This window comes from Pantoea alfalfae (assembly GCF_019880205.1).
GTDB lineage: Bacteria > Pseudomonadota > Gammaproteobacteria > Enterobacterales > Enterobacteriaceae > Pantoea > Pantoea alfalfae.
This window is the reverse complement of sequence record NZ_CP082292.1, coordinates 610,844-635,149: the sequence shown is the minus strand read 5'-3', so window position 1 is coordinate 635,149 and position 24,306 is coordinate 610,844. Positions and strand designations below refer to the sequence as shown.

At 53.0% G+C, this 24,306-nt stretch carries 20 protein-coding genes and 1 tRNA gene; 7 read left to right on the top strand and 14 right to left on the bottom strand.

Annotation, left to right across the window (positions count from 1 at the left end; genetic code table 11):
• Positions 1-104: 104 nt before the first annotated feature.
• A complete protein-coding gene (gene rpoD, locus K6R05_RS03080) occupies positions 105-1,946 on the top strand; it encodes an RNA polymerase sigma factor RpoD (protein WP_013359071.1) in 1,842 nt (613 codons plus the stop codon).
• A gap of 75 nt (positions 1,947-2,021) precedes the next feature.
• Here rpoD and mug read toward each other — a convergent pair whose 3' ends face one another.
• On the bottom strand, positions 2,022-2,540 hold the full coding sequence (mug, locus tag K6R05_RS03075; RefSeq protein WP_161734955.1) for a G/U mismatch-specific DNA glycosylase: 519 nt from the start codon (positions 2,538-2,540) through the stop codon (positions 2,022-2,024).
• The gene (locus K6R05_RS03070; RefSeq protein WP_222924970.1) at positions 2,537-3,121 is read right to left on the bottom strand and encodes a TetR/AcrR family transcriptional regulator; all 585 of its coding nucleotides are present in this window, start codon (positions 3,119-3,121) and stop codon (positions 2,537-2,539) included. Before K6R05_RS03070 ends, mug begins: the two co-directional genes overlap by 4 nt.
• 137 nt (positions 3,122-3,258) lie before the next feature.
• Here K6R05_RS03070 and K6R05_RS03065 point away from each other — a divergent pair, with 137 nt between their 5' ends.
• Both K6R05_RS03065 and K6R05_RS03060 read left to right on the top strand, forming a co-directional pair.
• A complete protein-coding gene (locus K6R05_RS03065; RefSeq protein WP_222924969.1) occupies positions 3,259-4,050 on the top strand; it encodes an SDR family NAD(P)-dependent oxidoreductase in 792 nt (263 codons plus the stop codon).
• Positions 4,051-4,252: 202 nt separating this feature from the next.
• Positions 4,253-4,328 (top strand) — tRNA-Ile (locus K6R05_RS03060).
• A gap of 549 nt (positions 4,329-4,877) precedes the next feature.
• On the opposite strand, the gene K6R05_RS03055 is transcribed toward K6R05_RS03060, so the two are convergent.
• The 7 genes from K6R05_RS03055 to K6R05_RS03025 form a co-directional block, all read right to left on the bottom strand.
• Positions 4,878-5,945 carry an MDR/zinc-dependent alcohol dehydrogenase-like family protein gene (locus K6R05_RS03055; RefSeq protein WP_222924968.1) on the bottom strand — a complete coding sequence of 356 codons (1,068 nt, stop codon included), beginning with the start codon at positions 5,943-5,945 and terminating at the stop codon, positions 4,878-4,880.
• 86 nt (positions 5,946-6,031) lie between these two features.
• Positions 6,032-7,210: an MFS transporter gene (locus tag K6R05_RS03050; protein ID WP_222924967.1), complete on the bottom strand. Its 1,179-nt coding sequence runs from the start codon at positions 7,208-7,210 to the stop codon at positions 6,032-6,034.
• Positions 7,211-7,369: 159 nt separating this feature from the next.
• A complete protein-coding gene (locus K6R05_RS03045; RefSeq protein ID WP_222924966.1) occupies positions 7,370-8,206 on the bottom strand; it encodes a sugar phosphate isomerase/epimerase family protein in 837 nt (278 codons plus the stop codon).
• Positions 8,203-8,946 (bottom strand): SDR family NAD(P)-dependent oxidoreductase, encoded by a 744-nt coding sequence (locus K6R05_RS03040; protein WP_222924965.1) that lies wholly within the window; start codon positions 8,944-8,946, stop codon positions 8,203-8,205. The genes K6R05_RS03045 and K6R05_RS03040 overlap by 4 nt, the downstream gene beginning before the upstream one ends.
• A 17-nt stretch (positions 8,947-8,963) precedes the next feature.
• A complete protein-coding gene (locus tag K6R05_RS03035; protein WP_222924964.1) occupies positions 8,964-10,088 on the bottom strand; it encodes an alcohol dehydrogenase catalytic domain-containing protein in 1,125 nt (374 codons plus the stop codon).
• Positions 10,085-11,107 (bottom strand): ROK family protein, encoded by a 1,023-nt coding sequence (locus K6R05_RS03030; protein ID WP_222924963.1) that lies wholly within the window; start codon positions 11,105-11,107, stop codon positions 10,085-10,087. The genes K6R05_RS03035 and K6R05_RS03030 overlap by 4 nt, the downstream gene beginning before the upstream one ends.
• A complete protein-coding gene (locus K6R05_RS03025; RefSeq protein ID WP_222924962.1) occupies positions 11,104-12,330 on the bottom strand; it encodes a sedoheptulose 7-phosphate cyclase in 1,227 nt (408 codons plus the stop codon). The genes K6R05_RS03030 and K6R05_RS03025 overlap by 4 nt, the downstream gene beginning before the upstream one ends.
• A 238-nt stretch (positions 12,331-12,568) precedes the next feature.
• Between K6R05_RS03025 and K6R05_RS03020 the strand changes: the two genes are divergently transcribed.
• Positions 12,569-13,447, top strand: a complete 879-nt coding sequence (locus tag K6R05_RS03020) for a LysR family transcriptional regulator (RefSeq protein ID WP_222924961.1) — start codon at positions 12,569-12,571, stop codon at positions 13,445-13,447.
• Positions 13,448-13,845: 398 nt separating this feature from the next.
• Positions 13,846-14,943, top strand: a complete 1,098-nt coding sequence (gene ddlA, locus K6R05_RS03015) for a D-alanine--D-alanine ligase (RefSeq protein WP_222924960.1) — start codon at positions 13,846-13,848, stop codon at positions 14,941-14,943.
• Positions 14,944-14,963: 20 nt separating this feature from the next.
• On the opposite strand, the gene K6R05_RS03010 is transcribed toward ddlA, so the two are convergent.
• The 4 genes from K6R05_RS03010 to K6R05_RS02995 form a co-directional block, all read right to left on the bottom strand.
• Positions 14,964-16,385, bottom strand: a complete 1,422-nt coding sequence (locus K6R05_RS03010) for a GGDEF domain-containing protein (protein ID WP_161735330.1) — start codon at positions 16,383-16,385, stop codon at positions 14,964-14,966.
• Between the two features lie 269 nt (positions 16,386-16,654).
• Positions 16,655-18,130 (bottom strand): SulP family inorganic anion transporter, encoded by a 1,476-nt coding sequence (locus K6R05_RS03005; protein WP_161735332.1) that lies wholly within the window; start codon positions 18,128-18,130, stop codon positions 16,655-16,657.
• On the bottom strand, positions 18,127-18,762 hold the full coding sequence (locus tag K6R05_RS03000; protein WP_161735333.1) for a carbonic anhydrase: 636 nt from the start codon (positions 18,760-18,762) through the stop codon (positions 18,127-18,129). The genes K6R05_RS03005 and K6R05_RS03000 overlap by 4 nt, the downstream gene beginning before the upstream one ends.
• A gap of 579 nt (positions 18,763-19,341) precedes the next feature.
• The gene (locus K6R05_RS02995; RefSeq protein WP_222925450.1) at positions 19,342-20,151 is read right to left on the bottom strand and encodes a 5'-nucleotidase, lipoprotein e(P4) family; all 810 of its coding nucleotides are present in this window, start codon (positions 20,149-20,151) and stop codon (positions 19,342-19,344) included.
• A gap of 106 nt (positions 20,152-20,257) precedes the next feature.
• On the opposite strand from K6R05_RS02995, the gene K6R05_RS02990 reads away from it, so the two are divergent.
• Entirely contained in the window at positions 20,258-20,965 is a 708-nt protein-coding gene (locus tag K6R05_RS02990) for a purine nucleoside phosphorylase YfiH/LACC1 family protein (protein ID WP_222924959.1), read from the top strand.
• 193 nt (positions 20,966-21,158) lie between these two features.
• Positions 21,159-23,177 (top strand): NADPH-dependent 2,4-dienoyl-CoA reductase, encoded by a 2,019-nt coding sequence (locus K6R05_RS02985; RefSeq protein ID WP_222924958.1) that lies wholly within the window; start codon positions 21,159-21,161, stop codon positions 23,175-23,177.
• Here K6R05_RS02985 and rlmG read toward each other — a convergent pair whose 3' ends face one another.
• Positions 23,178-24,296: a 23S rRNA (guanine(1835)-N(2))-methyltransferase RlmG gene (gene rlmG / locus K6R05_RS02980; RefSeq protein ID WP_222924957.1), complete on the bottom strand. Its 1,119-nt coding sequence runs from the start codon at positions 24,294-24,296 to the stop codon at positions 23,178-23,180.
• Positions 24,297-24,306: the final 10 nt, after the last annotated feature.

The following is a 24,306-nucleotide window of genomic DNA, read 5'->3' as shown; positions in this document are numbered from 1 at the left end:
CGCCGCGACGAAGGCAGCGGCAAGAATTAAACGCCTTTACTGCTATTGTTGGCTCGCTGCCGACCGACACCAATCTAATTTAACAGAAGTGTGGATACCGTCTTATGGAGCAAAACCCGCAGTCACAGCTCAAGCTTCTTGTCACCCGTGGTAAGGAGCAAGGCTATCTGACCTATGCTGAGGTCAATGACCATCTGCCGGAAGATATCGTCGACTCAGATCAGATCGAAGACATCATCCAGATGATTAACGACATGGGTATTCAGGTGGTTGAAGAAGCCCCGGATGCTGACGATCTGATGCTGAATGAAAACAGCTCCGATACTGACGAAGATGCCGCGGAAGCTGCCGCTCAGGTGTTATCCAGCGTTGAATCTGAAATCGGGCGCACCACTGACCCGGTTCGCATGTATATGCGTGAAATGGGTACCGTTGAACTGCTGACGCGCGAAGGCGAAATCGACATCGCCAAGCGTATTGAAGACGGTATCAACCAGGTTCAGTGTTCCGTAGCCGAATACCCTGAAGCGATTACTTATCTTCTGGACCAGTACGACAAAGTTGAAGCAGGTGAATCACGCCTCTCCGATCTGATCACGGGTTTCGTCGATCCTAACGCAGAAGAAGATCTGGCCCCGACGGCAACGCACGTGGGCTCCGAACTTTCTGAAGCCGATCGTAACGACGACGATGAAGAAGATGAAGAGGATGATGACAGCTCCGACGACGATAATTCTATCGACCCGGAACTGGCACGCGAGAAGTTTTCTGACCTGCGTAAGCAGTATGAAACCACCCGCGACGTGATTAAAAGCAAAGGTCGCAGTCATGCTGCTGCCGTTGCCGAAATCCAGAACCTTTCCGACGTCTTCAAGCAGTTCCGCCTGGTACCGAAGCAGTTCGATTACCTGGTAGGCAGCATGCGCACCATGATGGAACGTGTCCGTACCCAGGAACGTCTGATCATGAAGCTCTGTATTGAGCTGTGCAAAATGCCGAAGAAAAACTTCATCACGCTGTTTACCGGCAACGAAACCAATGAAAGCTGGTTCAAAGCCGCACTGGCAATGAACAAGCCATGGTCTGAGAAGCTGCTGGAAGTGCAGGATGACGTAATGCGTTCCCTGCAGAAACTGGCACAGGTTGAAGAAGAGACCGGCCTGACTATTGAACAGGTTAAAGATATTAACCGTCGCATGTCGATCGGTGAAGCTAAAGCCCGTCGCGCCAAGAAAGAGATGGTGGAAGCGAACCTGCGTCTGGTTATTTCGATTGCCAAGAAATACACCAACCGCGGTCTGCAGTTCCTCGACCTGATTCAGGAAGGTAATATCGGCCTGATGAAAGCGGTAGATAAGTTTGAATATCGCCGTGGTTACAAGTTCTCGACCTATGCGACCTGGTGGATCCGTCAGGCTATCACCCGCTCTATCGCTGACCAGGCACGTACCATCCGTATTCCGGTGCATATGATTGAGACCATCAACAAGCTCAACCGTATTTCGCGCCAGATGCTGCAGGAGATGGGCCGCGAACCAACGCCGGAAGAGCTGGCTGAGCGTATGCTGATGCCGGAAGATAAAATCCGCAAAGTGCTGAAAATCGCTAAAGAGCCGATCTCGATGGAGACGCCGATTGGTGATGATGAAGATTCACATCTGGGCGATTTTATCGAAGACACCACGCTGGAGCTGCCGCTGGATTCTGCTACCTCAGAGAGCCTGCGTTCTGCCACCCACGATGTGCTGGCTGGCCTGACCGCGCGTGAAGCGAAAGTACTGCGCATGCGTTTCGGTATCGATATGAATACGGACCATACGCTGGAAGAAGTGGGCAAACAGTTTGACGTTACGCGTGAGCGTATTCGTCAGATTGAAGCGAAAGCCCTGCGTAAACTGCGCCATCCGAGCCGTTCGGAAGTGCTGCGTAGCTTCCTCGACGATTAAGTCCGACAAAAACCCCGGTTCGCCGGGGTTTTTTATGCCTGCCTGCTACCCGCCTCTACCCTGCCCTGCGCAGGTTCAGCTGCTCTCCGGATGCAGTTCCAGCCAGAGCTGACGATACGCCTCAACCATTTCGTCCAGTGATGCGCGATTCAGACCACTGGGATTCGGCAACACCCACACCTGCGTTTTCCCCATACAGATCGGCTGTTTCCCCCATTCGACTTTGCTCTGCTTAAAGGCACGACGAAACGCATCTTTACCCAGAATCGCCAGCGCGGCGGGCTGATAATTCAGCACCTTTTCCATCAGCCGCTTGCCGCCGTCCCGCAGCTCATCAGGCGCTAACTCATTCGCCTGCACCGTGGGCCGCTCGACCAGCATCGTGATGCCGCAGCCGGTTTCCTCCAGGCGCTGCTCCTCTTCGGGTTTCAGCTGTTCCCGGGTGAATCCCGCCAGATGGATCACCTTCCAGAAGCGATTACCGGGATGTGCAAAGTGGAACCCCTGATGGGCCGTTGACTGGCCTGGGTTAATGCCGCAGAACAGTACATCCAGACCGGAACTGATGATGTCGCGGATAGCGTGTTCACTCATGCGGTGACCTCCAGCGTGCGCTGCTTCAGCGCTGTGCGACTGCGTTGCAGCAGCAGGCTGGCCTGCTCCGCATCCGGACAGGCTCGCGCCAGCGCAAGCGCGCCAATCATCTCTGCCATCATGCTTGAAGCAAGCGTATCCGCTTCCGTCCACCCCAGCTCACTCAGCAACTGCGTCAGGCTGACATGCATCGTAATGAAGCCCTGAGCGAAGATCTGTCGCGTCGGTTGGGGAAGATGCGCCACTTCGCTCACCAGCGCTGCCATCGGACAGCCCTGCGCCGGTGCATTACGATGCGCCTCGGATAGATAGCTATCAATAAAGTCTGCTACCTGCTGCGCTGGCTGGGTCACGGACTCAGCGGGCTTAAAGGTATCGGCTTCAGCGAACATATGCTTTAGCACCTCCTCAACCAGCTCCTCACGTGACGCAAAATGTGCATAAAAACCGCCGTGTGTCAGCCCTACCCGCTTCATCAGCGCCGCTACACCGATTCCTTCGGTGCCGGTTTCACGCATCACACGCGCCGCCTCATCAAGGATACGCTGCCGCGTCTGTGCTTTGCTGCTCTGCTTCTCCATCTTATTTCCTTCGGTTTCTGCCCGGTAGCTTCTGGCTATTATAGTAATTATTACGGTCATCATATTCCAGCTTGACGGCAGATATGATGATCGTCATATTTATAGCGATTATGACGATCATCATACGAGGAAAAAAGATGTCAAAATCAGGCACAGCATTAATCACCGGCGCATCCAGCGGTATCGGCGCGACTTATGCAAAACGACTGGCAGCACGCGGTTATGATCTGATCCTGGTCGCCCGGGATCAGGCGCGACTCACCACCCTGGCGGACACACTGGCAAAGCTGCACGCTGTTCAGGTAACCGTGATGAAGGCTGACTTAACGCAGGAGCAGGACCTGCAGCGTGTGGAGTCGGAGCTCGCGAACAACGCACAGATTACGCTGCTGCTGAACAACGCGGGCATGAACGTTGAGGGTGAGTTTCTGGAGGCGGACATCACACGCATTAACAGCATGCTGGCGTTAAATATTCTGGCCCCAACCCGTCTGGCACAGGCGGCTGGCCGGGCATTCAAAGCACGCGGTCACGGCATCATTATCAATATCGCGTCGGTGCTGTCGCTGGTGCACGAGATGTTCAATGGTGCCTACAACGCCACCAAGTCTTACGTGCTGACACTGACGCGTGCGATGCAGCGCGAACTCGCAGAGAGCGGCGTGCAGGTACAGGCGGTGTTACCCGGTGCGACCCGTACGGAGATTTTCGACCGCGCAGGCCAATCTATCAATGAAATCCCGGCTGAAATGCTGATGGACGTTGATGAGATGGTGGACGCCGCGCTTGCCGGACTCGACAGCAAGGAGACGGTAACTATTCCGGCGCTGGAAGATCTGCAGATGTGGCACGATTACGATCGGGCGCGTGGTGCAATGGTTCCTCACCTTTCACGGGACAAATCGGCATCCCGCTATCGTCAGAAGTGAGTCAGTCTTAATTCTTTCCGCCTGAAGTACAGTTCTGTTAAAGGCACGGTAAAGCATTATCCGTGCCGTTTTGCGACTACAGCTTCAGGCGTTGCCAGATTTGTTATAGAAATCAGCAGCTAAATCGCTGCTGCTTATTTCAGCAACCGATGGCGGAGTGCTGGATCGCCCTGAAGAGATACTTTATAATCCCCGCTCCGCTGGCCCCTTAGCTCAGTGGTTAGAGCAGGCGACTCATAATCGCTTGGTCGCTGGTTCAAACCCAGCAGGGGCCACCAAATTTTAGCTGTAAAATCAGCAGATTAAAGCCACCTTTCACGGTGGTTTTTTGTTTTCTGATTTCTGGATTGGCGGTAAAGTGGCGGCAGATAACTTTATATGACACCTTTAATCTTTACCCAGGCTAAAGAAAATATAAAATCCAGCAAGCCACTGATTTATAAAACTTAGACACTGGAATCATGTTCGCCTGACCACGGGTTAAAATCCAGCAGAGAACACCGAATTGATCAATGAGTTTCAGCCAGAAGTGGATTTACCGATTTATCTGGTTTGTCACGGGAGACATTGACATAGCTGACTTTTCAATTAGTGCCTTAACCCGATTTTTTCTTGCTCCTCTGTTCTGGATGTTGTCTGCTCATAATATCCAGACTCTTAGCTGATTACCTTTCATGACTGCTGGAAAAATATAATATATAAGACATGCTTTTCAGGCTTGAGCCGAAATTAGCCGCGGGTCAATTTCTTAAATGTATACTTACATCAGGGGAGATTAAGCGATGGGAAAAATCAGCGCAATAAACACCCCCTGATAATAAACATTTTTATTCAGCGTTCGTCCTTATCACGACTTTGCCCGGATAATCATGTTCTCCCGTCGCTATGCCCATCACGAAATCAGCGAACTCATCAAACTCAATAACAGTGGAAACCAGGTTTTCTAATGGGAATTGCTGTGGATAATCTGCATGAAGGCGAAAACTTTCTTCATAATCTTCTTTATAACAACCGTATGCGCCACAAATCCGTAATTTTTTCCCCTGATACTCTGTTTCCTGGATGCGCTCTTTTCTTCGGACAATATCTATTTCAACTCCGGTAGTCAGGAATTTATCACCCTCACGCGTTCCTCCATAGATCAGCATGGAACCATTAATGGCGGTAAGCTCAGCCGCCATTGCTAATATATCTTGTGAAACAATAGTAGAGACAACCATGACAATATCAAATTCACCTGCATGCCTCGGCACATCATCAAGTGCTAAAACTTCATCCGAATGCAGCAATTTTCTTTCACGGGCGAAATCACGTCTCATTTTTCCCCGGTTAAAAACAACAACTGACGCACCCAGATATTTCGCATACATTGCAAACATGGTTCCGGAACAACCTGCCGCGATTATACCGACCTTTTTACCCTGTAAATCGGCTGCCTCAGTGAGCGCTAACAATTTCTGAGTTGCATGGACAATACATGCCATAGGCTCCGGCATCCAGATGTTATTGATAATATCCTGCTGAGGAACCCTGATAACCGCCTGATCCAGTTGCTCTGCCGAGCCATTAACAAAAACGTACTCTGCAAAACCGGTGGTTCGATCTGGCGTGATATTGGGGTTGAACGTTACTAACTCCCCTTCCTGAAAGCCGCTACTCGTCCCGCCAAATACCACCGTGCCCACCAGCTCATGACCAAATAGAGGCCCCCTATCTGAGGGAATATCTCGCGAACCGATGATCTCTTTAATGTCTGCACGACAAATCCCTATATAGTCCGGCCGTATTACTACACTACTTTCACTTAGGGTATGTCGTGGAAATTTTTTAGTGACGCCTCTGACGATGCCATTGGCAAGCTCAGCTGTTTTATACGACGCAGGCAAATAAGACATATTCATTCCTGAAGGCTAATTTTAATAAGATTACTGCCCTCTGCGTAACCACACTCAGAGGGGCATATATTAATTTTATCTACCGGTTACGATTCCAGCGCCGGCGAAAGGGACTTACGACTGAGACGCCATGCAAATAAAGTAATAACCAGACTGGCTGCCGCAAGCATGGCCGCAGCCAGAGGCACGGCGCGAATACCGAAGCCGAAATCAAGTACAGTCCCTCCCATCCATGCACCTAAGCCGTTACCGAGATTAAAGGCTGAGACATTGACTGACAGCGCGAGTGTCGGCGCAGCAACCGCCAGTGACTGAATGCGCGCCTGAAGGGAAGGAATAATTGAAAATCCAATTGCACCAAACAGGAAAAGAGTGATGGCTGAAAGCACCGGCACCACGCTAGTCATCCAGAAAATAACCAGCACAATAACCAGGCTGCTTAATACTGTTGTCACCCCGCGCATTACGTTTTTATCCGCCAGTTTGCCGCCCGCGAAGTTACCCATGATGGCACCGATTCCGAACACGACGAGAAGCGCAGAGATGGCAGAAGGTGAGAAATGGCTGACGTCCATTAACAGTGGCACGATGTATGTCGATGCGGTAAACACGGCTCCCTGTGCCAATACCGTTGTAATCACCGCAAAGATAAGCGTCGGATTGCCCAGTGCGCTTAATTCACGACGCATTGCACCGGGTTCAGACTGTTCAACCTGAGGTAATTTTGCTGGCATAAATACTGCAATCAATGCCATTGAAATCACCGCAACAATTGCGATAGCGACAAATGTCGCACGCCAGCCCAGGTTCTGGCCAATGAACGTGCCTAAAGGACCGCCCAGTGCATTGGCAAGATTAAAGCCAAGCGCAATTTTAGCCATGGCAGAGCCCTGTTTACCCGGGGGGGACAGCGTAACGGCGAGGCTGAAGGCCACAGCCACAAATGTCCCGTGACTTACTGACGTGAGAATACGAGCCGCCATAAGCATCTGATAATCAGATGCCAGTACCGCCCATACATTGCCAATGATAAATGGAACCATTAAGCCTACAACCAGTGTCTTACGAGGGACACGGGAAGTAAGGAGTGTAACAAACGGGCCAATTATCGTTACGCCTAATGCATAACCCGTAACCAGCAGTCCGGCTTCCGGCAGCGTAACCGCCAGATCGGATGACACCACAGGTAACAGCCCTGAAATAATAATTTCAGCCGTACCCAGACAAAAGACTCCTAACATCAGCGCAAATAGCGTGATAGGCATAAAAACTCCTCAGAAATTTTACGTTGAAACCCGATTATTTAATCCGGCAGTAACGACATGATTAAAATGCAGTAAACAATCTCAATTAAATGCTAATCAGATGATAAATTTACTTTTACAGAACTCGCTACTAACCATTTATTGATGAAATGCCTTATCCTACCGCTGCATCATGCCAGAACGCCCGCAATTGTTTTCGGTGACTGGTAGTCTTACCGTATACTTTCTCAACCAGGTGAGATCATTCTTAAGTCGTGAAATATCCCCATCGCGATAATCATTTTCCAGAACTAACGTACTGACATCACTTCCTTCATTATCAAGCGCGTTAATAACATCAAGGATAATCTGATCGCTGCACGTCAGTGGCGCACTCTCATCCACAGACTTAATATGTATTTGCGGTGCAATTACATTTGCAGCCACTTTGATTACACCCAGAGGGGACTGGCCTGCTTTCAACGGGTTGCCTGTATCAAGTACCACGCGAAAATTAGCTGAATTTACCATTCGAATAAGTTTCAGCAGATTGTCAGGGTTAAGCACATTTTCTGTTGCCACTAAAAGACCCCGTTGTTGTGCCTGATAACACGCCCACGTTAATACCTCTGCCGTTCTGACTAATTCAGTCTGATTAGTGATTTCACTGCGCCGAAAGCTGGGAAAAAAGACCAGGCCTGCCCCTAATTTTTCTGCCGTATCAATAGCTCTTGAGATAATATTTCTGACATCCCGCGAAGCTGCACTGCCTGATTCAGCACACAAACCAATATCATTGAGTACATTTGCTGACACAGCCAGCAGATGTACCTGGGTTTCATCAAGCGCATGACTTATGGCTTTCAATCTTTGCGGATTGTCCAGCCATGGCGCCCTGCCCGGCCCACCCAGATCCAGCTGAACCCCTTTAACGCCAAGATCAGCAGCCAGGCAAATAGCATCCCGTCCACTCACAGACAGTCGCCAGTCTGCCAGACCTATGTTCTTCAGCGTCACAGTCTGCTCCGATCGCTCTGAGATGCTGGCTCCGTTTCCCGGACAGGTTGCCACTGACCATTGGCCTGAACGATTAAGCTCTCACCATTAATGAAATCATCCGGATTTGTGAGGAGTTCCACTGCGATTTGGTTGAAACTATCTGATCTCATGTAATTTGAGTAATCAAAATCAGATGGCCGGCGGCGACGGATACCCGCAGAATCAACCATTCCTTCCGGAAGCACAGAAATAAATCGGACTTTTGCTGGGTCTTCTTCCTGGCTCATAGAGTCAATCAATGACGCACACGCCGCTTTCGTTGCGGCGTAACCTGAACGCCCTGGCCCGCCGTTATAAACCACCTCAGATGAGACATTCAGAAACAGGCCTGGCGACGATTGGCGTAGCGAAGGTAACGTTGCCTGCAGCGTCAGCCATAACCCGTTTAAATTGACCTCAAGTTGCTGACGCCATTCGGTAAAGTTGGTCTCTGAGAACAGAGAGCGACGATCACCATAGTAGACAGCCGAATAACAGACGGCCTGCAAAGGACCGGTAGCAACTTCAGCCAGCGCGGCCTGCACCGCCTTATGGTCCAAAAGATCGACTGACATCCAGCGAATTTTGCCCGGATTCGAAGGCGGGTTTCGACTGAGGACGGTTACCTCAAGTCCGGCCTGCAACCAGGATTCGGCTATCGCTCTGCCGATCCCTGTTGAACCACCAATAACTAAAGCCTGACGGCATGTTATAGACATAATCTAATTGCTCCTTCTTATGGGGTTTCAGTGCTGAATTGCACCGCAAGTTTTATTAACCTGCGACCATCGAATTGTCGTTCCGTAGATGATGCAAGGTGTGTCATCACCTCAGCGGCTCTTTCCAGAGAAAGAGTATGTGTAATGAGAGAGTGATAGCGTTCAGGATGCTTCATGAGTTCATCTGCAGCGCTTCTCAGATGACGATTAGCTACGCCACGTTGGCCGACTAACTGAACGGTTTTGGCACTCTTGGTTTTATGTGTGTGAACCACGCCAGGCATGGGCTTACCGCCACAATTCGCCGCTCTGATTGGATTCAGGAGGAGATCAGGTAACAAAGGCGTACTGGCATCTTCAGGTAACCCTCCCAGTAAACTTATCCTGACTTCTCCGCGAATGTAGCGGAGTGCAGTTTCTAGACACGCCAGGGTCGCATTGCGTGGCGTAGCGATTAGCACCGCAACGCGCGTATCTGCCGAAAGTGAGGAGAGTAATGCCGCACCTGCGGAATTATTCAGGGCGCATTGAGCGGCACCCGCTTCATAATACCTGCTCCATGCAAGGCCCTGCTCAGTATGGTGAAGATGCTGGATGCGGATTCCTGCCCCCATTCTGTCAGCCGCTGCACGCACGGCCAGATGACCGATTACGCCATCACCAAACACCACTAACGTGTCCGGGTTGAAGTCTGACAATAACTCAAAGGCATAATGAACGGCCGCAAGTGGCTCCAGCAGAGTTGCCGTCGCAGAATGGTGAGCGGTGCTCAGCGGTATAATCAGGCCATCACGCACAGCGGTTGCAGGAATCAGTACATTTTCCTGAAGCAGACCTTCGACATTGTGGCCTAACAGAAAGGCAGGATCGCTGCGATGAGTGGGATTGATACAAACCAGCGTCCCTGGCGCAAGCGTAGCCGGAACATCGTTGCCAGCCTCAGCAACAAGAGCGATACCCTCGTGCCCGAGAATGGAAGTGGGATCATCACGAAGTCCGCGTAACATCTGAATATCCGTTCCACATAGCCCTGCATATACCGGCCTGACCGTGAGTTCATAACCTTCTGGTTTGCGGGTTGGCCTGTCCATCACCGCAACTTTTCCGTCATGGCGAACCAACGCTTTGTGCCACTGATTCATTGCCAGGCTCCAAAGGTAGCGGCAACCCCGGCACCAGCAAGACAGTCTGCTTCCGCTATCACAATGCGTGATGCTATCCAGTCGAAATCCAGATGGCTGGTCAGGTATAAACCTGCTGTACGCAGATGTTTAAGAATCGCAGATCTGTAGTGTTCACCCAGCGAAACTGCCACGCCACCGGTGAGGACGATTCTGTCCAAATCCGGATCGAGACAAAGGGCAGTGCGCAGAACATCAGCAACCGGTGACGTTACAGCCTTAAGCAGCATGTTCGCGACAGTGTCATTTGCATCCAGGGCAGTGATAAAGGCGGGTTCAAAATCGCTACCTTCATTGATTGAGCCCCCAAGCACTGAATCCGCCCACGCCTGTGGTTCCCGGGCCTTAAAGAGGTCCGCCATTCTTGCTATACCGCGCCCTGATGAAAACGAAGAGAGGTGATTTGACTCGCCGCAGTCGCAAAGCAGGTGCACGGCCTCGCGACTCAGGTGCGTGGTTGCCGGCAGATGGCCGATCTCTCCCTGCAGGCCACAGGAGTCGAAAGGAATATGTCGCGTTGCCCTATCAATGGTACGCGCAGCAATCCCTGTGCTAATCGTTACCACCATGACTTTCCGGTCCTGGGCACACAGAGGTGTCGAAATAACGTGCAGCAAGGCTGCGGTAACATCATTAACGACATGCCATTTGACATCAGGCCGCAGGCGAATCAACTCACTATAGAGATCAAAGGGAGTATTGTGCGCGCCCCAAAGTGGCGCTGAGGCATAAACCGTTGCAGTGTGATGATTCATCGCCGCACCAAAAGAAATACCCACTGTCATATCCTGACTGCAGGCAGGAATGTCACAGATTGTCTTTACCAGCCGCTGTTGCAATTGCTGAACTGACATATCAGGGTGCTGATGAAAGCCCGGCGTGGGTATAGAGGTGCGATTACCCACCCCTTTATTCGCTGACCATGTCGCCCATCGCATGTGAGTCCCGCCAATATCTATCACAGTGGCTGTCTGAATCATGCTGCCACTTCTCCCCTTACGGATTTTTCGAAGTTTCCAAGGAACGCCAGCGCAGCAGCAAGTTCATCCTGCGCAATGTCATTGGCAAAAACGACATTGCCAATACCGTCAGAAAGCGGAATACGTTGTAATCCGTCACGGTGTTTGATGGTGTCAATGAGTGCTTCTTCCAGAAGGGCGAGATTAAAAACAGGATGTGAAACCGGCAGCCCACTCTTTTGTATTAGGGAGATGGCACGCTCTGTCTCTTCTGCCGACAACAGTCCGCGGCCATGGGCAAGTACAACGCACAGGGCCATATCAATGGCAACCGCTTCACCGTGCAGGAGCACCGGATTAGCGAGAAGTTCCAGCGACGGGCTAAAGGTATGGCCGTAATCCACACAGCGGGCTAATTCTGCTTCCCAGAGATTGGGTTCAAGTTCTGCCAGCATGCCAGCAATTGAGCGGGTGATAATCTCTTTGATTGCGCAATCTTCTGAGGAAAACGCTTCAGGAGTCAGATGCGATGACATCATTTCAAGTAATTCAAAAAGGTGCTTATCTTTAATAAGCGCCATTTTAATAATTTCTGCGACACCATTAGAAATATGGCGCTGGCTGAGGCTTTTAAGAAACGACGGGTCGATTAAAGCGGAGGCCGGGGCAAAATAGGTGCCCAGGCGATTTTTATGCTCGCCGTGATTAATGCCGGTTTTAATACCGATGCCTGCATCAATCTGTCCCATTAAAGTGGTTGGAATACGGAGATAAGGTATACCGCGACGATAAAGGCTGGCGGCAAATCCGACAACATCAAGTAAGACGCCCCCGCCAATACCAATGACGACTTCGCCTCGACGTAGTAACCCGGCCTCTGCCATTGCCTCCGCGACCTGAATGGTTGATTCGACATTTTTGTTAATCTCATCCCCTGAAATCACTTTCCAGCGGATGTCGAAATTCCAGTGTGCAAAATAAGCTTTGAATTTTTCGCCGTAAATTTCGTCAACTTTTTTATCTATAACAACGAGTCGCTTGATACCTGACTTTGCATTTTTATCTGCATATTTTGAACAGGCCCGCGCCAGGGAGGGATTTTTAATATCTAGTATATCTCTGACAATTGAAACCTGATACTCGACTTCTTGTGTCGCATACATATTCCATGTTAAATCCGTGCGCTTAGCCAGCGGTGCGCGCCGAAAGTTTAAAGTATGAGTGACCTGTTGATCTGCGTTCATGTTATTCCTTTCTATTTTAGCCAATCATTATTTACACAACGAGAAGTAATACCCCTTCGCACTATCAGATTGCTGTCCTACACTTTAAATTTCCATGTATAGGATATGTTTCAATTCGGAATGCGATGTCATTTAACACGACAATGACTTTACATTAACTTACGTTCTGGAATAACCTACCTGCAGTTCCGGACTATGCTGCCAGATCAGGCCGCAATCCAACCTGAGGTATCAAAAAATGATCGATTCACTTTCCGCAATATCGGTGTTCGTGAAGGTGGCGCAAGTTGGAAGCTTTGTATCAGCGGGTCGTGCGCTGGGATTGAGCGCTTCAGCCGTGGGTAAAAGGGTTACCAGCCTTGAAAACAGCGTGGGAGCACAATTGCTTCAGCGTAATACCCGCAGAATTTCCCTAACATATGAAGGTGAGTGTTTTTTAAACCATGCATTGAGAATTCTTGAAGAAGTCGACCAGATACAAAATGCAATGCTGGTTTCCACTGAAAGTGCCGTAGGACGATTAAAAATCAGCGTTGCTCCCATCCCGAATCTGTTTAGTGAACGATTTAATGCTTTTCTTAAAGAGCACAGAGAAATAGAAGTTGAGTTTGATTTCTCCGACAGATTTGTCGATCTGGTCGGTGAAAATTTCGACGCGGCCATTCGTGTCGGTAATGATCCTGATGGAAATTTACGCTCTTATTACATTGGCGATATCCATAGTCTACTTGTCGCTTCTCCGGATTATCTTTCCCTGCATGGTCAACCCGAAACGGCTGAAGATCTCATCGATCACACTTTAATTCACTACCGGTCAAGAAATACTGGCATGGTCCAGACCTGGCCCTTACCTAAAATAAAATCCTTACATCTTCCTCAGTCCATTATTTGTAATGATATTGAGACCCGAATTAAATTGGCCCTGAATGGTAATGGAATCGCATACCTGCCTGAGGTCTCAATAAAAGAACATCTTGAGTCAGGTTCTCTCTGTGCGCTGCTGGAGGATAAAATCGTTGATGCCAGCACACCCATTTATGTAGTCTGGCCCTATGCCCACCGGTATTCGTTGCGGCAAAGGTTACTGGTTGACTATCTTAAACGCCTCAAAATCTGATCGCGCTAATTGCAAGGCGTTCAACCGGGCTGTTATCCGTGTAGTCCAGAACCGTGGCATATGTCTCACCCCCTTAACGGATAAAATATAACCGCCATGCAGCGCTTTTTCATCGCCTGCTTGTGAATGAACAAATGTTATTTAAAACCTGGCTCACAGATTCTCGCTTGCCACAATAGAGACGGCTTCTGGCGTCCCTGCTCAGAGCGTGCCAGACGATGCTGTTATAGCGAGAAACCCTCTCAGCCTCCTTATTCACTGCCCGCTGCCCGTGACAATGTTCAGTGACTCTCACCATGCTGGCTGCGGCCCATAAGGAAAAGAGAAAGCCCCACCCTATTCCCCCGCGCAAACCCCATGCTATCTTGTGGTTTTGATTTTTTCAGTGGGCAAAATTGATGACAAAGTTGCGGGTAGGGATCGTGTTTGGCGGCAAATCGGCTGAGCATGAGGTGTCGTTGCAGTCGGCCAAAAATATCCTTGAGGCGATCGACAAAACCAGGTTTGACGTGGTGTTGCTGGGCATCGATAAGCAGGGACACTGGCGTCTTAACGATGCGTCAAACTTCTTACTTAACGCAGAAAATCCGGCGCTAATCGCGCTGAATCACGCCGCTGAAGATGTGGCGCTGGTGCCCGGCACGACTCAGCAGCAGATCATCACCCGCCACAACGCCCATCCGCTGTCGCAGATCGACGTTATCTTCCCTATCGTGCACGGTACGCTGGGTGAAGATGGCTCTCTGCAGGGCCTGCTGCGCATGGCCTCGTTACCCTTCGTCGGTTCCGACGTGCTGGGTTCTGCGGTCAGCATGGACAAGGATTTTACCAAACGCCTGCTGCGTGATGCCGGCCTCAACGTCGCGCCATGGCTGAGCATTACTCAGGCACAACGCGCCCTCCTGGATGCAGAGGCAGTCATTGCCCGCTTTGGCCTGCCGCTGTTTATCAAACCCGCCAACCAGGGGTCATCAGTCGGCGTCAGCAAAGTGGATAGCATGGAAGAATTTGATGCGGCGCTGGCGCTGGCCTTCTCTTTTGACCGCAAGGTGCTGATTGAACAGGGTATCAAAGGCCGGGAGATCGAGTGCGCGGTGCTCGGTAACGATGCGCCGGAAGCCAGCCCGTGTGGCGAAGTGGTGGTGCATGACGCTTTCTACTCTTATGACACTAAATATATCTCTGAAAGTGGTGCGCAGACGGTGGTTCCGGCAGCCATTGCAGCGGAAACCAGCGATGCAATCCGTGACGTCGCCATCAAAGCCTTCTCCGCGCTGGAGTGCTTTGGCATGGCGCGCGTCGATGTGTTCCTGACCGATGACGGCGAGATTATCGTCAATGAAGTGAATACCCTGCCCGGCTTCACCAATATCAGCATGTATCCGAAACTGTGGCAGGCGGCCGGACTCAGTTATCAGGATTTGATCAGCCGTCTGATCGACCTGGCGATTGAACGCCATCAGCAGGCCAGCACCCTGAAAAGCAGCGTCAGTTGATCGAACCCGGTGACGTGGCGTTATGCCACGTCGCTGGTAATCGTGCGGTAGTTAACCGGCGAAGTCTGATTACGGCCATTGCGCTTCGACAGATAGAGATTTTTATCCGCCGCAGAGATTAGCCGGTTGATCACGCGGTGCCATTCCGTCGCCTCATCGGCACTGCCATGGGCCAGCCCCAGGCTGACGGTCACCGTAGCCGTGCTACCCTGCAACCAGAACTTCTCTTTCGCCATCTTCTGCCGGATTGCCTCCGCCAGAAAATAGAGCTTTTCCGCATTCTGGTCGAACAGCACTACCACAAACTCCTCTCCGCCAAAGCGACAGATGCGCCCCGCTTTACCCACCACGCACTGCATCCGGCGGGCGATCTCTTCCAGCACGCTGTCACCCGCATCGTGACCAAAATTGTCATTGATGGCTTTGAAGTAATCAACATCAAGCAGGATCACGCCCACTTTGCGATCCGGAAAAATCGGCTCCGCACGCAGGCTTTCATATAAACCGGAACGTGACAGCAGGCGGGTCAGGAAATCGTAATTCGCGCGCAGCGCCAGACGCTGATTAAGCTGGCGGATTGCATCCATGCTTGCAGCCACGATCAGCGGACTAATTGCGATGGTTGCCACACCCAGTCGCGCAGAGGTCAGATGGCTGAGCGGCAACAGATTATCGTCGCCCTGAATGTTCATCACACCATGAGAGACCAGAATGATTTCAGTAATACCGGTCAGCAGGATCACCAGGCTGGTCAGCGGCATCGGCAACACAATAGCGCACCAGACCAGCGCCGGAACCGGCAGCGTCAGGCTGCCCGCGCCCCCCATCATTGCGCCGATCATCAGCGAAACCATCACGGCGATGACCGGTGCCAGCTTGCGGAACTGCAGAAACTGGCGGGGCGACAGCGACGACCAGTCGCGCGTCAGCAAAAAGGGCAGCAGCATCAGCCCGGTTGATAACTGCTCACTGAACCAGTCACCCCATGCCACCGCCAGTCCGGCATCAAAATCAGCCTGCTGTGCCAGCGCTCCCCAGCTGGCACAGGCCAGCGCGGCCAGCAGACAGGCAGGAAAAATACGCAGCACACTGGTAATACGCTCGCTGCCGGAGTCATGCTGAAGATGCTTTACCAGCAGCGTGGCGGCCACCAGCACAAACAGAATATTCGCCAGGTTGAGGGTAAATGCAGAAAGCGCCCAGCCGGAAAATACGGTGTCGTTAAACACCATCGCGGCAAAGATGGCCAGGTAAGAGCGGGTCTGATGCAGAAAAGGATTACGGACGATAACGCCAGTGACGATCGCGTTGACCGGCCAGAAAAGAGACAGCTCCTGGGGGAAACGCAGGTGTCCGCCGATAAAGCAAAACAGCAGCGTGATTAAAAACAGCAAAAATGCGTTCTTCTTAGCGTTGTGCTCTTCAAACAGCTGTATGCGCATACATCCGGACCTTGTCGCAGAGAGGCTGGCTGTCCACGCCAGCCTGAACAGGCGCGTGGTGTCAGAATGATTAAATCCTGAATACCCTCAATCTCATCCGGCGATAAAGCCTCATTTCGTGGGATGATTCAGGAAAGTTATCCTGCAGTGGCTAACCCCATCCGATGACAGCAGAAATTGGGAACTTATTATGCCTCGCAAATAAAAAAATCGGATATCCGAGATATCCGATTTTTTCCTTTTAAACCCCTTTACCGTTGCGCTAAGCGCTATTTTACCGCAACCGGCCACTGACTCAGGCGAATGCCGCGTTTATCGGCGTTATCACCAAAATCTTTCAGCACCGCTTTAACGTCCGGATCGATATATTCCGCATTGTCGTTATCGACGATAACCACGCTGTTCTCCGGGATCTCATCCAGCAATCCCTGCAACTTTGGATTGTGCATAAAGGTCAGGTTCTGCTGGAAGCGCAGCACGTAATGGTCATCATAACGGGTAAGCTGCAACGCGTTGCGATGGCTCTTATAGATGCTGTAGAGGATTTGTGTGGCGATACCGATGCCAATACCAACCAGCATACCCAGCGTGATAATGCCGACGATGGTGGCCAGAAACGGCACGTACTGCTGTGCGCCCATCCGGAACTGCTCAACAAACAGTTTAGGTGTCGCCAGCTTATAACCGGTATAGAGCAGTACGGCAGCCAGGCTGGCCAGCGGAATGGCATTCAGCATCTCACTGAACCACATGCCACAAATCAGCAGCAGCACGCCGTGAATGAAGATCGAGAGCTTCGTCTGCGCGCCCGCACTGACGTTGACCGAGCTACGTACAATCACTGCCGTTATCGGCATCGCCCCAAGAAAACCCGCCGCCAGGTTACCGATACCCTGCGCGAACATCTCTTTATTGGGCGACGGCGCGGGCGTCTGAGGGCGCAGTTTTTTCAGCGCCTCCTGACTCAGCAGCGTTTCCAGACTGGCAACCAGTGCCAGAGTCACCGCCACTACCCAGACCTGCGGATTCTGCCAGGCCATCCAGTCGGGCGTTTCCAGTTCAGCCATCAGTGCGGAAACGCTGTCAAACGCAGGCAACGAAATGCGCGCCAGCCCCTGCGTCATTTCAGGGAAGAGCCGCCCTCCTGCTACCGTCGCCAGACAGCCGATCAGTACCGCAATCAGCGGGCCAGGGATCCAGGCGAGCGCTTTGATCCGTTTCACCGGCGCGGTCGTCCAGAGACAGAGAATGGCCAGGCCGACACCCGCCACCGCTATCGCTGGCAGCGAGAAAGTCATCTGGCCGGTCACCAGTGACACCAGCTCTGCATCACCAGCGGCGCCCAGCGCCACCGGAATCTGCTGCATAATCAGCAGCAGGCCAATCGCCGCCAGCATTCCTTTGATGACACTACCCGGCACCAGCGAAATAAACCGTCCGGCGCGCAGCAGGCCAAACAGGCATTGCAGTGCCCCGGCGATAATCAGCGCAGTGAGAAAAGCAGAGAAGCTGCCCAGTGAAGCCATCGAGGCGACGACAATAGTGACAAGCCCCGCCGCCGGGCCACTCACGGCAAACCGGGATGGGCTTAGTGACGTCACCACCAGACCGCCAATCACACCGGTCAGCAGACCGGCAAACGGAGGTAATCCGCTGGCCTGTGCGATGCCAAGGCAGAGCGGCAAGGCGACCAGGAAAACCACCAGACCCGCAGGAATATCGCGACGCAGGGTATCGAGGTTCATAATGAAGGCTCCTCTGCAGATTGATGAATCAGCTCTTTGAGATGGCCGGAGCGCAGGTCATAAACACAACCAAACACCTCCAGTTCCTGGCCCGATTGCCAGATTTGCCGGACCGGTTCAGATTTCACCAGCCGGGCGAATTGCGCCTTAACGTTGGCCTCAACCAGCCGATCGAGCTGTTCACCCGGCGGCGCGTCTGAGAGGGGAATGTCTGTCAGACCCGCCTGAATATCATCACGCAGGGTCTGAATGCGTCTCGCCAGTGCGCTCTCCTGACCGTCCAGCACACTGCCCGGCAGATTTTGCGCGGCTTCTACGCCGCCGCAGCCATAGTGACCACTTAATACAATGCGTTTAACGCCGAGAAAGAAGAGTGCGTATTGCAGCACGCTCAGTAAATTGTCATCGTCCTCAATCACCATGTTGGCGATATTGCGATGCACAAAGAGTTCGCCGGGATGGGAGCCGGTTAAGACTTCTGCCGGAACGCGACTATCAGAGCAGCCAATCCAGAGTGAGTGTGGCTTTTGCTGATGAAGGAATTTGTTAAAATAATCCGGATTACGCTGGCGGCGCTGTAAGGCCCAACTGCGATTTTTCGCTAATAAGGGTTTAAGTGTCGTCACAATCATCTTCTCTCTACTACCGGGATGTCGCATCCTGGCTAACCACAAAGTGTATCGGCTCACAAATAAAGCGTGAGCCGCCAGGTTAATAAGAACTGAGTCACAGAAAAAGGTTATAGACGCTAACTAATTTCAATGCACGCGTAATATTTCACAGCGATTTAACAATACCGCTATTGTCAACTAACAGTCAGTAAAGGTCAGGGTTAAGTAAATTTAATTCAGCAGCAGAAATGTGGGCAAATAAATCAACCGCCTTATTAAGGCAATAAAATCAAACAGATAAAATAGTAATAAAAATAAACTAAAGTTACTGATGACAAATAAATACAATTAATAAATGAGGGGATATTCACTGCCATACCAACCGGTGGGCTTTTTTCCAGGAATACTCTTAATTAAAAAACTAACCATTAGCACAATCCACCGGCTTAATTGCTGACAGCCAGTTAAATATGCCTGTAATAAGAGAAGAATGAAGCAAGAGATGATTAATTTAATTTGCAGCAGAATAGTGACGGCAGTAAGTAAATCAGGACCAGTTCTGAACAGAGCCTGAACGAGCAGGCTCTTTTTCTTGACGAATTATTTACCGTTCCAGCTTTGCAGCCGTGATTCCCGCACCGACAACTGCTGCTCCGGTGTCAGTTTATTGTAGTTTTCCGCCATTCCGCTCTCCCAGTCGCCATAAAGTGGATTCGGCAGAACGATGAACTGCGTACCAAACTGCTGGTGATTTAGACTCACAAAATCGCGACGCGTCTGATTACCCTTATGCCAGGTCGACCCACCAAAATCGTTGAGGTTGTCGCCGACATAGAGCACCACGTTGTAACCCGCGTTTTTGATGGCATCGAAACGCGCCTGCTTGTTGGAGCTGTCGGTATTCAGACGTACCGTTTTATCACTGACGTTCGGGAAGCCGAGCTGCTGCATATTGGCGACCGTGGCGGCGTAATCTTTCTGATCGCGGTTCGACACATAGAACAGCGTGCCGCCCTTCTCTGTCACATGACGCGCGAACTCGACCGCACCCGGCACTGCTTTCGCCTGACGCGCCTGCGTCCAGGCTGACCAGGTTTTGCTGCTGAACGGCTGGCCGTTCTTCGCCTGCCATGCACTGTAGGCGCTGTTATCCAGCATGGTTTCATCCAGATCGACAATCACCGCTTTGGGTTTGCCGGTCAGCGACGGTGCCTGATCAAACGCCATGCGCGCGGTATTGAACGCCTGCCAGGTCAGTGCCTGATATTCGCCTGACTGCTGGAACCAGTTTACCGCCAGCACCGATTGCTGCCCGAGCTGCTGTTGCGCGGTCTGATGTGTTGACGAGGCGCAGCCGGTCAGCAGCAGCGCGACCAGTCCGGATGCAGCGAGTTTTGCGGAGGTTTTCATCATTTCATCCTTAAGGTGAGAAAGGTCTGAGGAGAAGCTTCAAAAATGTAGCAGTTAACGTAAGCTGTGGGCAGCCTAACGCACGCTGTTATAACAGGAGATTCTTATGGCCGTGATCCCGCGCTCGCCGTTGCTCGATTCACTGGAGTGGCTCGATTATGCGTTTCAGCCCGCCGGTGAGCCGCCTCCCGCCGATGCCGCCTGGGGACATCAGCGCCACAGCGCGACTGTGGTCACCGACATTGAGAACACCCCGCCGAAAAGCTGCGAGTCGGATGGCGTGATCGGTAGCGGAACACGCCCGGTGGCGGTTTATACCGCCGACTGCCTGCCGGTGCTGTTCGCCGACCGCAATAAACGAATCGTGGCGGCAGTTCATGCCGGACTTAAGGGAACACTGGCGGGCGTGCTGACCCGCGCCGTGGAAAAACTGGGCGAGCAGGGCTGCAACCCGCAGGACCTGGTGGTGGCGATTGGCCCGGCAATGGGGCCCTGCTGCTATGAGCTGGCTGAACCGCAGCTTGCAGAGATTGCGCAGAACCCGGCGTTTGCCAGCGGGCTGCGCTGGCACCGGAACCCGCCGGTCAATCCGCTGGCGCAACGTCCACAGGCTGCTGCCCGCCAGCAGGGCGTCTGGTTCGATCTGCCTGCGCTGGCAACGCATTTGCTGGTGCAGGCGGGTGTGCCGGTCGCGCAGATCGATAACGTGAACGTCTGCACCTACTGCATGGCGGAGAGCGGATCAAGCTACCGCTTTAATACTCATCATGGCAGCGGCTATCGCTCACGCTATTCGTGGATCCGACGGCGCTAAGCGTTTCAGAGTCAGAAACATTAAAGGCCACGGATAGTTGTGCTGCGTAAGGCACAACCTCCCTGCTCCCGCTCATCAGCACTTCCCCACCGATGTTTATGATTTCACTCACACCCTGACATTCTTTCACTTTTTTTTAACGCAGAAGTGGCTAGAGTGAACTCATCCGACCACTTAACTGTGAGTGACTATCATGCCCGTCAATCCTGATTATCCTGCGCTGTTTACGCCGCTGAATCTTGGCTTTACCCAATTGAAAAACCGCTTTCTGATGGGGTCAATGCACACCGGTCTGGAGGAGCATCCGGATGGCGCAGCGCGGCTGGCGGCGTTCTACGGCGAGCGGGCGCGTGAAGGCGTTGCACTGATTGTCACCGGCGGCATTGCGCCTAATGCTCAGGGTGTCACCACCGCGCATGGCGCGATGCTTATCGACGAAGCGCAGTGCAGCTGGCATCGGCAGATCACGGAGGCGGTACATCAGCATCAGGGCAAAATCGCCCTGCAGATCCTGCATACTGGCCGTTACAGCTATCAGCCCGATGTGGTTGCGCCTTCGGCACGTCAGGCCCCGATTAACCCGTTCACGCCGCAGGCGATGAGCGAGGCGGCGATTGAACAGACCATTGATGACTTTGCCCGCTGCGCCCGTCTGGCGCAGCGGGCGGGCTACGATGGCGTGGAGATCATGGGTTCCGAAGGCTACCTGATTAATCAGTTTCTGGTGAAGCACACCAATCAGCGAACCGACCGCTGGGGCGGCGACTTCCGCCAGCGGATGCAGTTCGCGCTGGCGATTACCCGCGCGGTTCGCGCCGCAACCGGCGATGCCTTTATCATCATCTTCCGGCTGTCGATGCTCGACCTGATCGAAGAAGGCAGCACGCTGGAGGAGACGCTGCTGCTGGCGGGCGAGCTGGAGCAGTGCGGCGTCACGCTGTTCAATACCGGCATTGGCTGGCACGAAGCGCGCATCCCGACCATCGCCACCTGCGTGCCGCGCGCGGCCTTTGCCTGGGTGACGCAGCGCCTGCGCGCCCATGTGTCAGTGCCGGTGATCGCCACCAATCGCATCAACCACCCCGCCGTTGCCGAAGAGCTGTTGCAGTCGGGCTGCGCCGATATGGTCTCGATGGCGCGCCCTTTCCTTGCCGACCCCGCCTTTGTCAGCAAAGCGCAGCGCGGCGAACCGGACAGCATCAACACCTGCATTGCCTGTAACCAGGCCTGTCTCGACCAGGTGTTTGCCGGGAAGATCACCTCCTGTCTGGTCAATCCGCGCGCCTGCCATGAGTCGCTGATGCCGGTTATCGTCAGCACCGCACCGCGCAGGCTGGCAGTAGTGGGTGCCGGTCCCGCCGGGATGGCGTTTGCGCTGCAGGCGGCACAGCGCGGCCATCAGGTGACACTCTATGAGGCCGCGCCGGAGATAGGCGGCCAGTTCAATATTGCCCGGCTGATCCCCGGCAAATCGGAGTTCAGCGAAACGCTGCGCTATTTCCGCAATCAGCTGGCGGCAGCGGGCGTGATGGTCAAAACCGGCTGTCGGGTCACGGCGGATCAGCTGAGTGACGCCGATGAAGTGGTGCTGGCGACCGGCATTCAGCCCCGTACGCCTGATATTCCAGGCATCGATCACCCCAGCGTGCTGAGCTACCTTGAGGTGCTGCGTGATAAGCGCCCGGTGGGTAAACGGGTGGCGATTATCGGCGCGGGCGGGATTGGCTTTGATGTGGCGGAGTATCTGTCACAGCCTTCACATGATGAGGATCGGGCGGCGTTTTACGCCGAATGGGGCATCGACCACAGCCTGACGCAGCGCGGCGGCATCGTGAAACCTGAGCCGCCTGCCGCGTTACGGCAAATCTGGCTGCTGCAGCGCCGGACAGGGAAACCCGGCGCCGGGCTGGCAAAAACCACCGGCTGGATCCATCGCGCCAGCCTGCAGGCGCGCGGCGTGGAGATGTGGGGCGGCGCGGAGTATCTGGCGATTGATGACAGCGGCCTGCACTTGCGGCGTAACGGCGAAACGCTGCTGCTGGCGATCGATAACGTGATTATCTGTGCCGGACAGGAGCCGCAACGCGAACTGGAAGCCGCGCTGCGTGCAAAAGGACAGGTAGTGACGGTAATAGGCGGTGCAGGCGTAGCGCAGGAACTGGATGCGCGCCGCGCGATTGCGCAGGCAACGCAGCTGGCTTTAACGGTCTGACTAGCGCATTTTCACCGCGCGCAGCACCACAAACTTCTGGTTAGAGGCGATCAGCGTGCAGTTGCCGAACAGCTTCTTCAGTTTGTGGTGATAATCAAGGTGGCGGTTGCCGACAATACGCAACTCACCGCCATACTGAAGGCAGCGTTTCGCATCGCGGAACATCTGCCACGCCAGATGATCGGTGACCGCGTGCTGCTGATGGAACGGCGGGTTACACAGCACCGCGTGCAGCCGATCTGACGGATAGCCGCTCAGCACGTTGTTCACCAGGAACTGACAGCGCGACAGATCGTCAGGACGGTTCACTTCCACATTAAGCTGGCTGGAGGCGACCGCCATATAAGACTCATCAAGGAAATGCACTTCGGCCTGCGGATTCTGCTCCAGCGCCACCAGCCCTACCACGCCGTTGCCACAGCCCAGATCGACAATCTCACCTTCAATGTTTTCCGGCAGATGCTGCACGAACAGCCGTGCGCCGATATCCAGCGACGAGCGCGAGAAAACGTTGGCATAGTTGTGGATCTGATAAGAGGTGCCATCCAGCGGCCAGACCAGCGTCGGCGTCGCCTCACGCAGTGCAGGCTTGCTGAACTGGCTGAAAATCAGACGCGCTTTTTTCCACGCCAGTGAGGTTTTGGTTTCACCGATGATCTGTTCGAACAGCTGAAGGGTAGAGTTATGGATCTCTTTGGCGCGCGCCGCCGCCAGAATCACCGTATCGGGTGTGACCACTTCGCGAATGGCACGCAGCTGATGCTCCAGCAGCGCCAGCGTTTTCGGCACCTTAATCAGCACTGCCGCCGGAGCCGCCGGCAATTCCGCGAGGCTATCAACAAAGTGTACGTCGCTGTCATCCAGCCCATTAAAGGAAAGGTTCTGACGGGCGGCCTGCTGGCTGAGCCAGGAGTCGCTGACATGCCAGACGGTGCGTGGATTCAGGGCGCAGGTTAATGCCCCGAAACTGTCGTTGAAGACCAGCACCGGTCCTGCCGGCAGCGCCTGCTGTAAGAGATATTCATCAGCCGCATCCCAGGCTTGTAATGGACTTTCGTCACGCATCTGCGGGAAGCGATGCAGGATCAGTGTGCGATCGTTCAGTTCAAGTTGGCTCATGAATTCTCCG

What these genes read in the sequence shown, in the direction of transcription:
- rpoD (WP_013359071.1), top strand. Translation starts at nt 105, where the DNA reads ATGGAGCAAAACCCGCAGTCACAGCTCAAGCTTCTTGTCACCCGTGGT.
- mug (WP_161734955.1), bottom strand. Translation starts at nt 2,540, where the DNA reads ATGAGTGAACACGCTATCCGCGACATCATCAGTTCCGGTCTGGATGTA.
- K6R05_RS03070 (WP_222924970.1), bottom strand. Translation starts at nt 3,121, where the DNA reads ATGGAGAAGCAGAGCAGCAAAGCACAGACGCGGCAGCGTATCCTTGAT.
- K6R05_RS03065 (WP_222924969.1), top strand. Translation starts at nt 3,259, where the DNA reads ATGTCAAAATCAGGCACAGCATTAATCACCGGCGCATCCAGCGGTATC.
- K6R05_RS03055 (WP_222924968.1), bottom strand. Translation starts at nt 5,945, where the DNA reads ATGTCTTATTTGCCTGCGTCGTATAAAACAGCTGAGCTTGCCAATGGC.
- K6R05_RS03050 (WP_222924967.1), bottom strand. Translation starts at nt 7,210, where the DNA reads ATGCCTATCACGCTATTTGCGCTGATGTTAGGAGTCTTTTGTCTGGGT.
- K6R05_RS03040 (WP_222924965.1), bottom strand. Translation starts at nt 8,946, where the DNA reads ATGTCTATAACATGCCGTCAGGCTTTAGTTATTGGTGGTTCAACAGGG.
- K6R05_RS03035 (WP_222924964.1), bottom strand. Translation starts at nt 10,088, where the DNA reads ATGAATCAGTGGCACAAAGCGTTGGTTCGCCATGACGGAAAAGTTGCG.
- K6R05_RS03030 (WP_222924963.1), bottom strand. Translation starts at nt 11,107, where the DNA reads ATGATTCAGACAGCCACTGTGATAGATATTGGCGGGACTCACATGCGA.
- K6R05_RS03025 (WP_222924962.1), bottom strand. Translation starts at nt 12,330, where the DNA reads ATGAACGCAGATCAACAGGTCACTCATACTTTAAACTTTCGGCGCGCA.
- K6R05_RS03020 (WP_222924961.1), top strand. Translation starts at nt 12,569, where the DNA reads ATGATCGATTCACTTTCCGCAATATCGGTGTTCGTGAAGGTGGCGCAA.
- ddlA (WP_222924960.1), top strand. Translation starts at nt 13,846, where the DNA reads ATGACAAAGTTGCGGGTAGGGATCGTGTTTGGCGGCAAATCGGCTGAG.
- K6R05_RS03010 (WP_161735330.1), bottom strand. Translation starts at nt 16,385, where the DNA reads ATGCGCATACAGCTGTTTGAAGAGCACAACGCTAAGAAGAACGCATTT.
- K6R05_RS03005 (WP_161735332.1), bottom strand. Translation starts at nt 18,130, where the DNA reads ATGAACCTCGATACCCTGCGTCGCGATATTCCTGCGGGTCTGGTGGTT.
- K6R05_RS03000 (WP_161735333.1), bottom strand. Translation starts at nt 18,762, where the DNA reads ATGATTGTGACGACACTTAAACCCTTATTAGCGAAAAATCGCAGTTGG.
- K6R05_RS02995 (WP_222925450.1), bottom strand. Translation starts at nt 20,151, where the DNA reads ATGAAAACCTCCGCAAAACTCGCTGCATCCGGACTGGTCGCGCTGCTG.
- K6R05_RS02990 (WP_222924959.1), top strand. Translation starts at nt 20,258, where the DNA reads ATGGCCGTGATCCCGCGCTCGCCGTTGCTCGATTCACTGGAGTGGCTC.
- K6R05_RS02985 (WP_222924958.1), top strand. Translation starts at nt 21,159, where the DNA reads ATGCCCGTCAATCCTGATTATCCTGCGCTGTTTACGCCGCTGAATCTT.
- rlmG (WP_222924957.1), bottom strand. Translation starts at nt 24,296, where the DNA reads ATGAGCCAACTTGAACTGAACGATCGCACACTGATCCTGCATCGCTTC.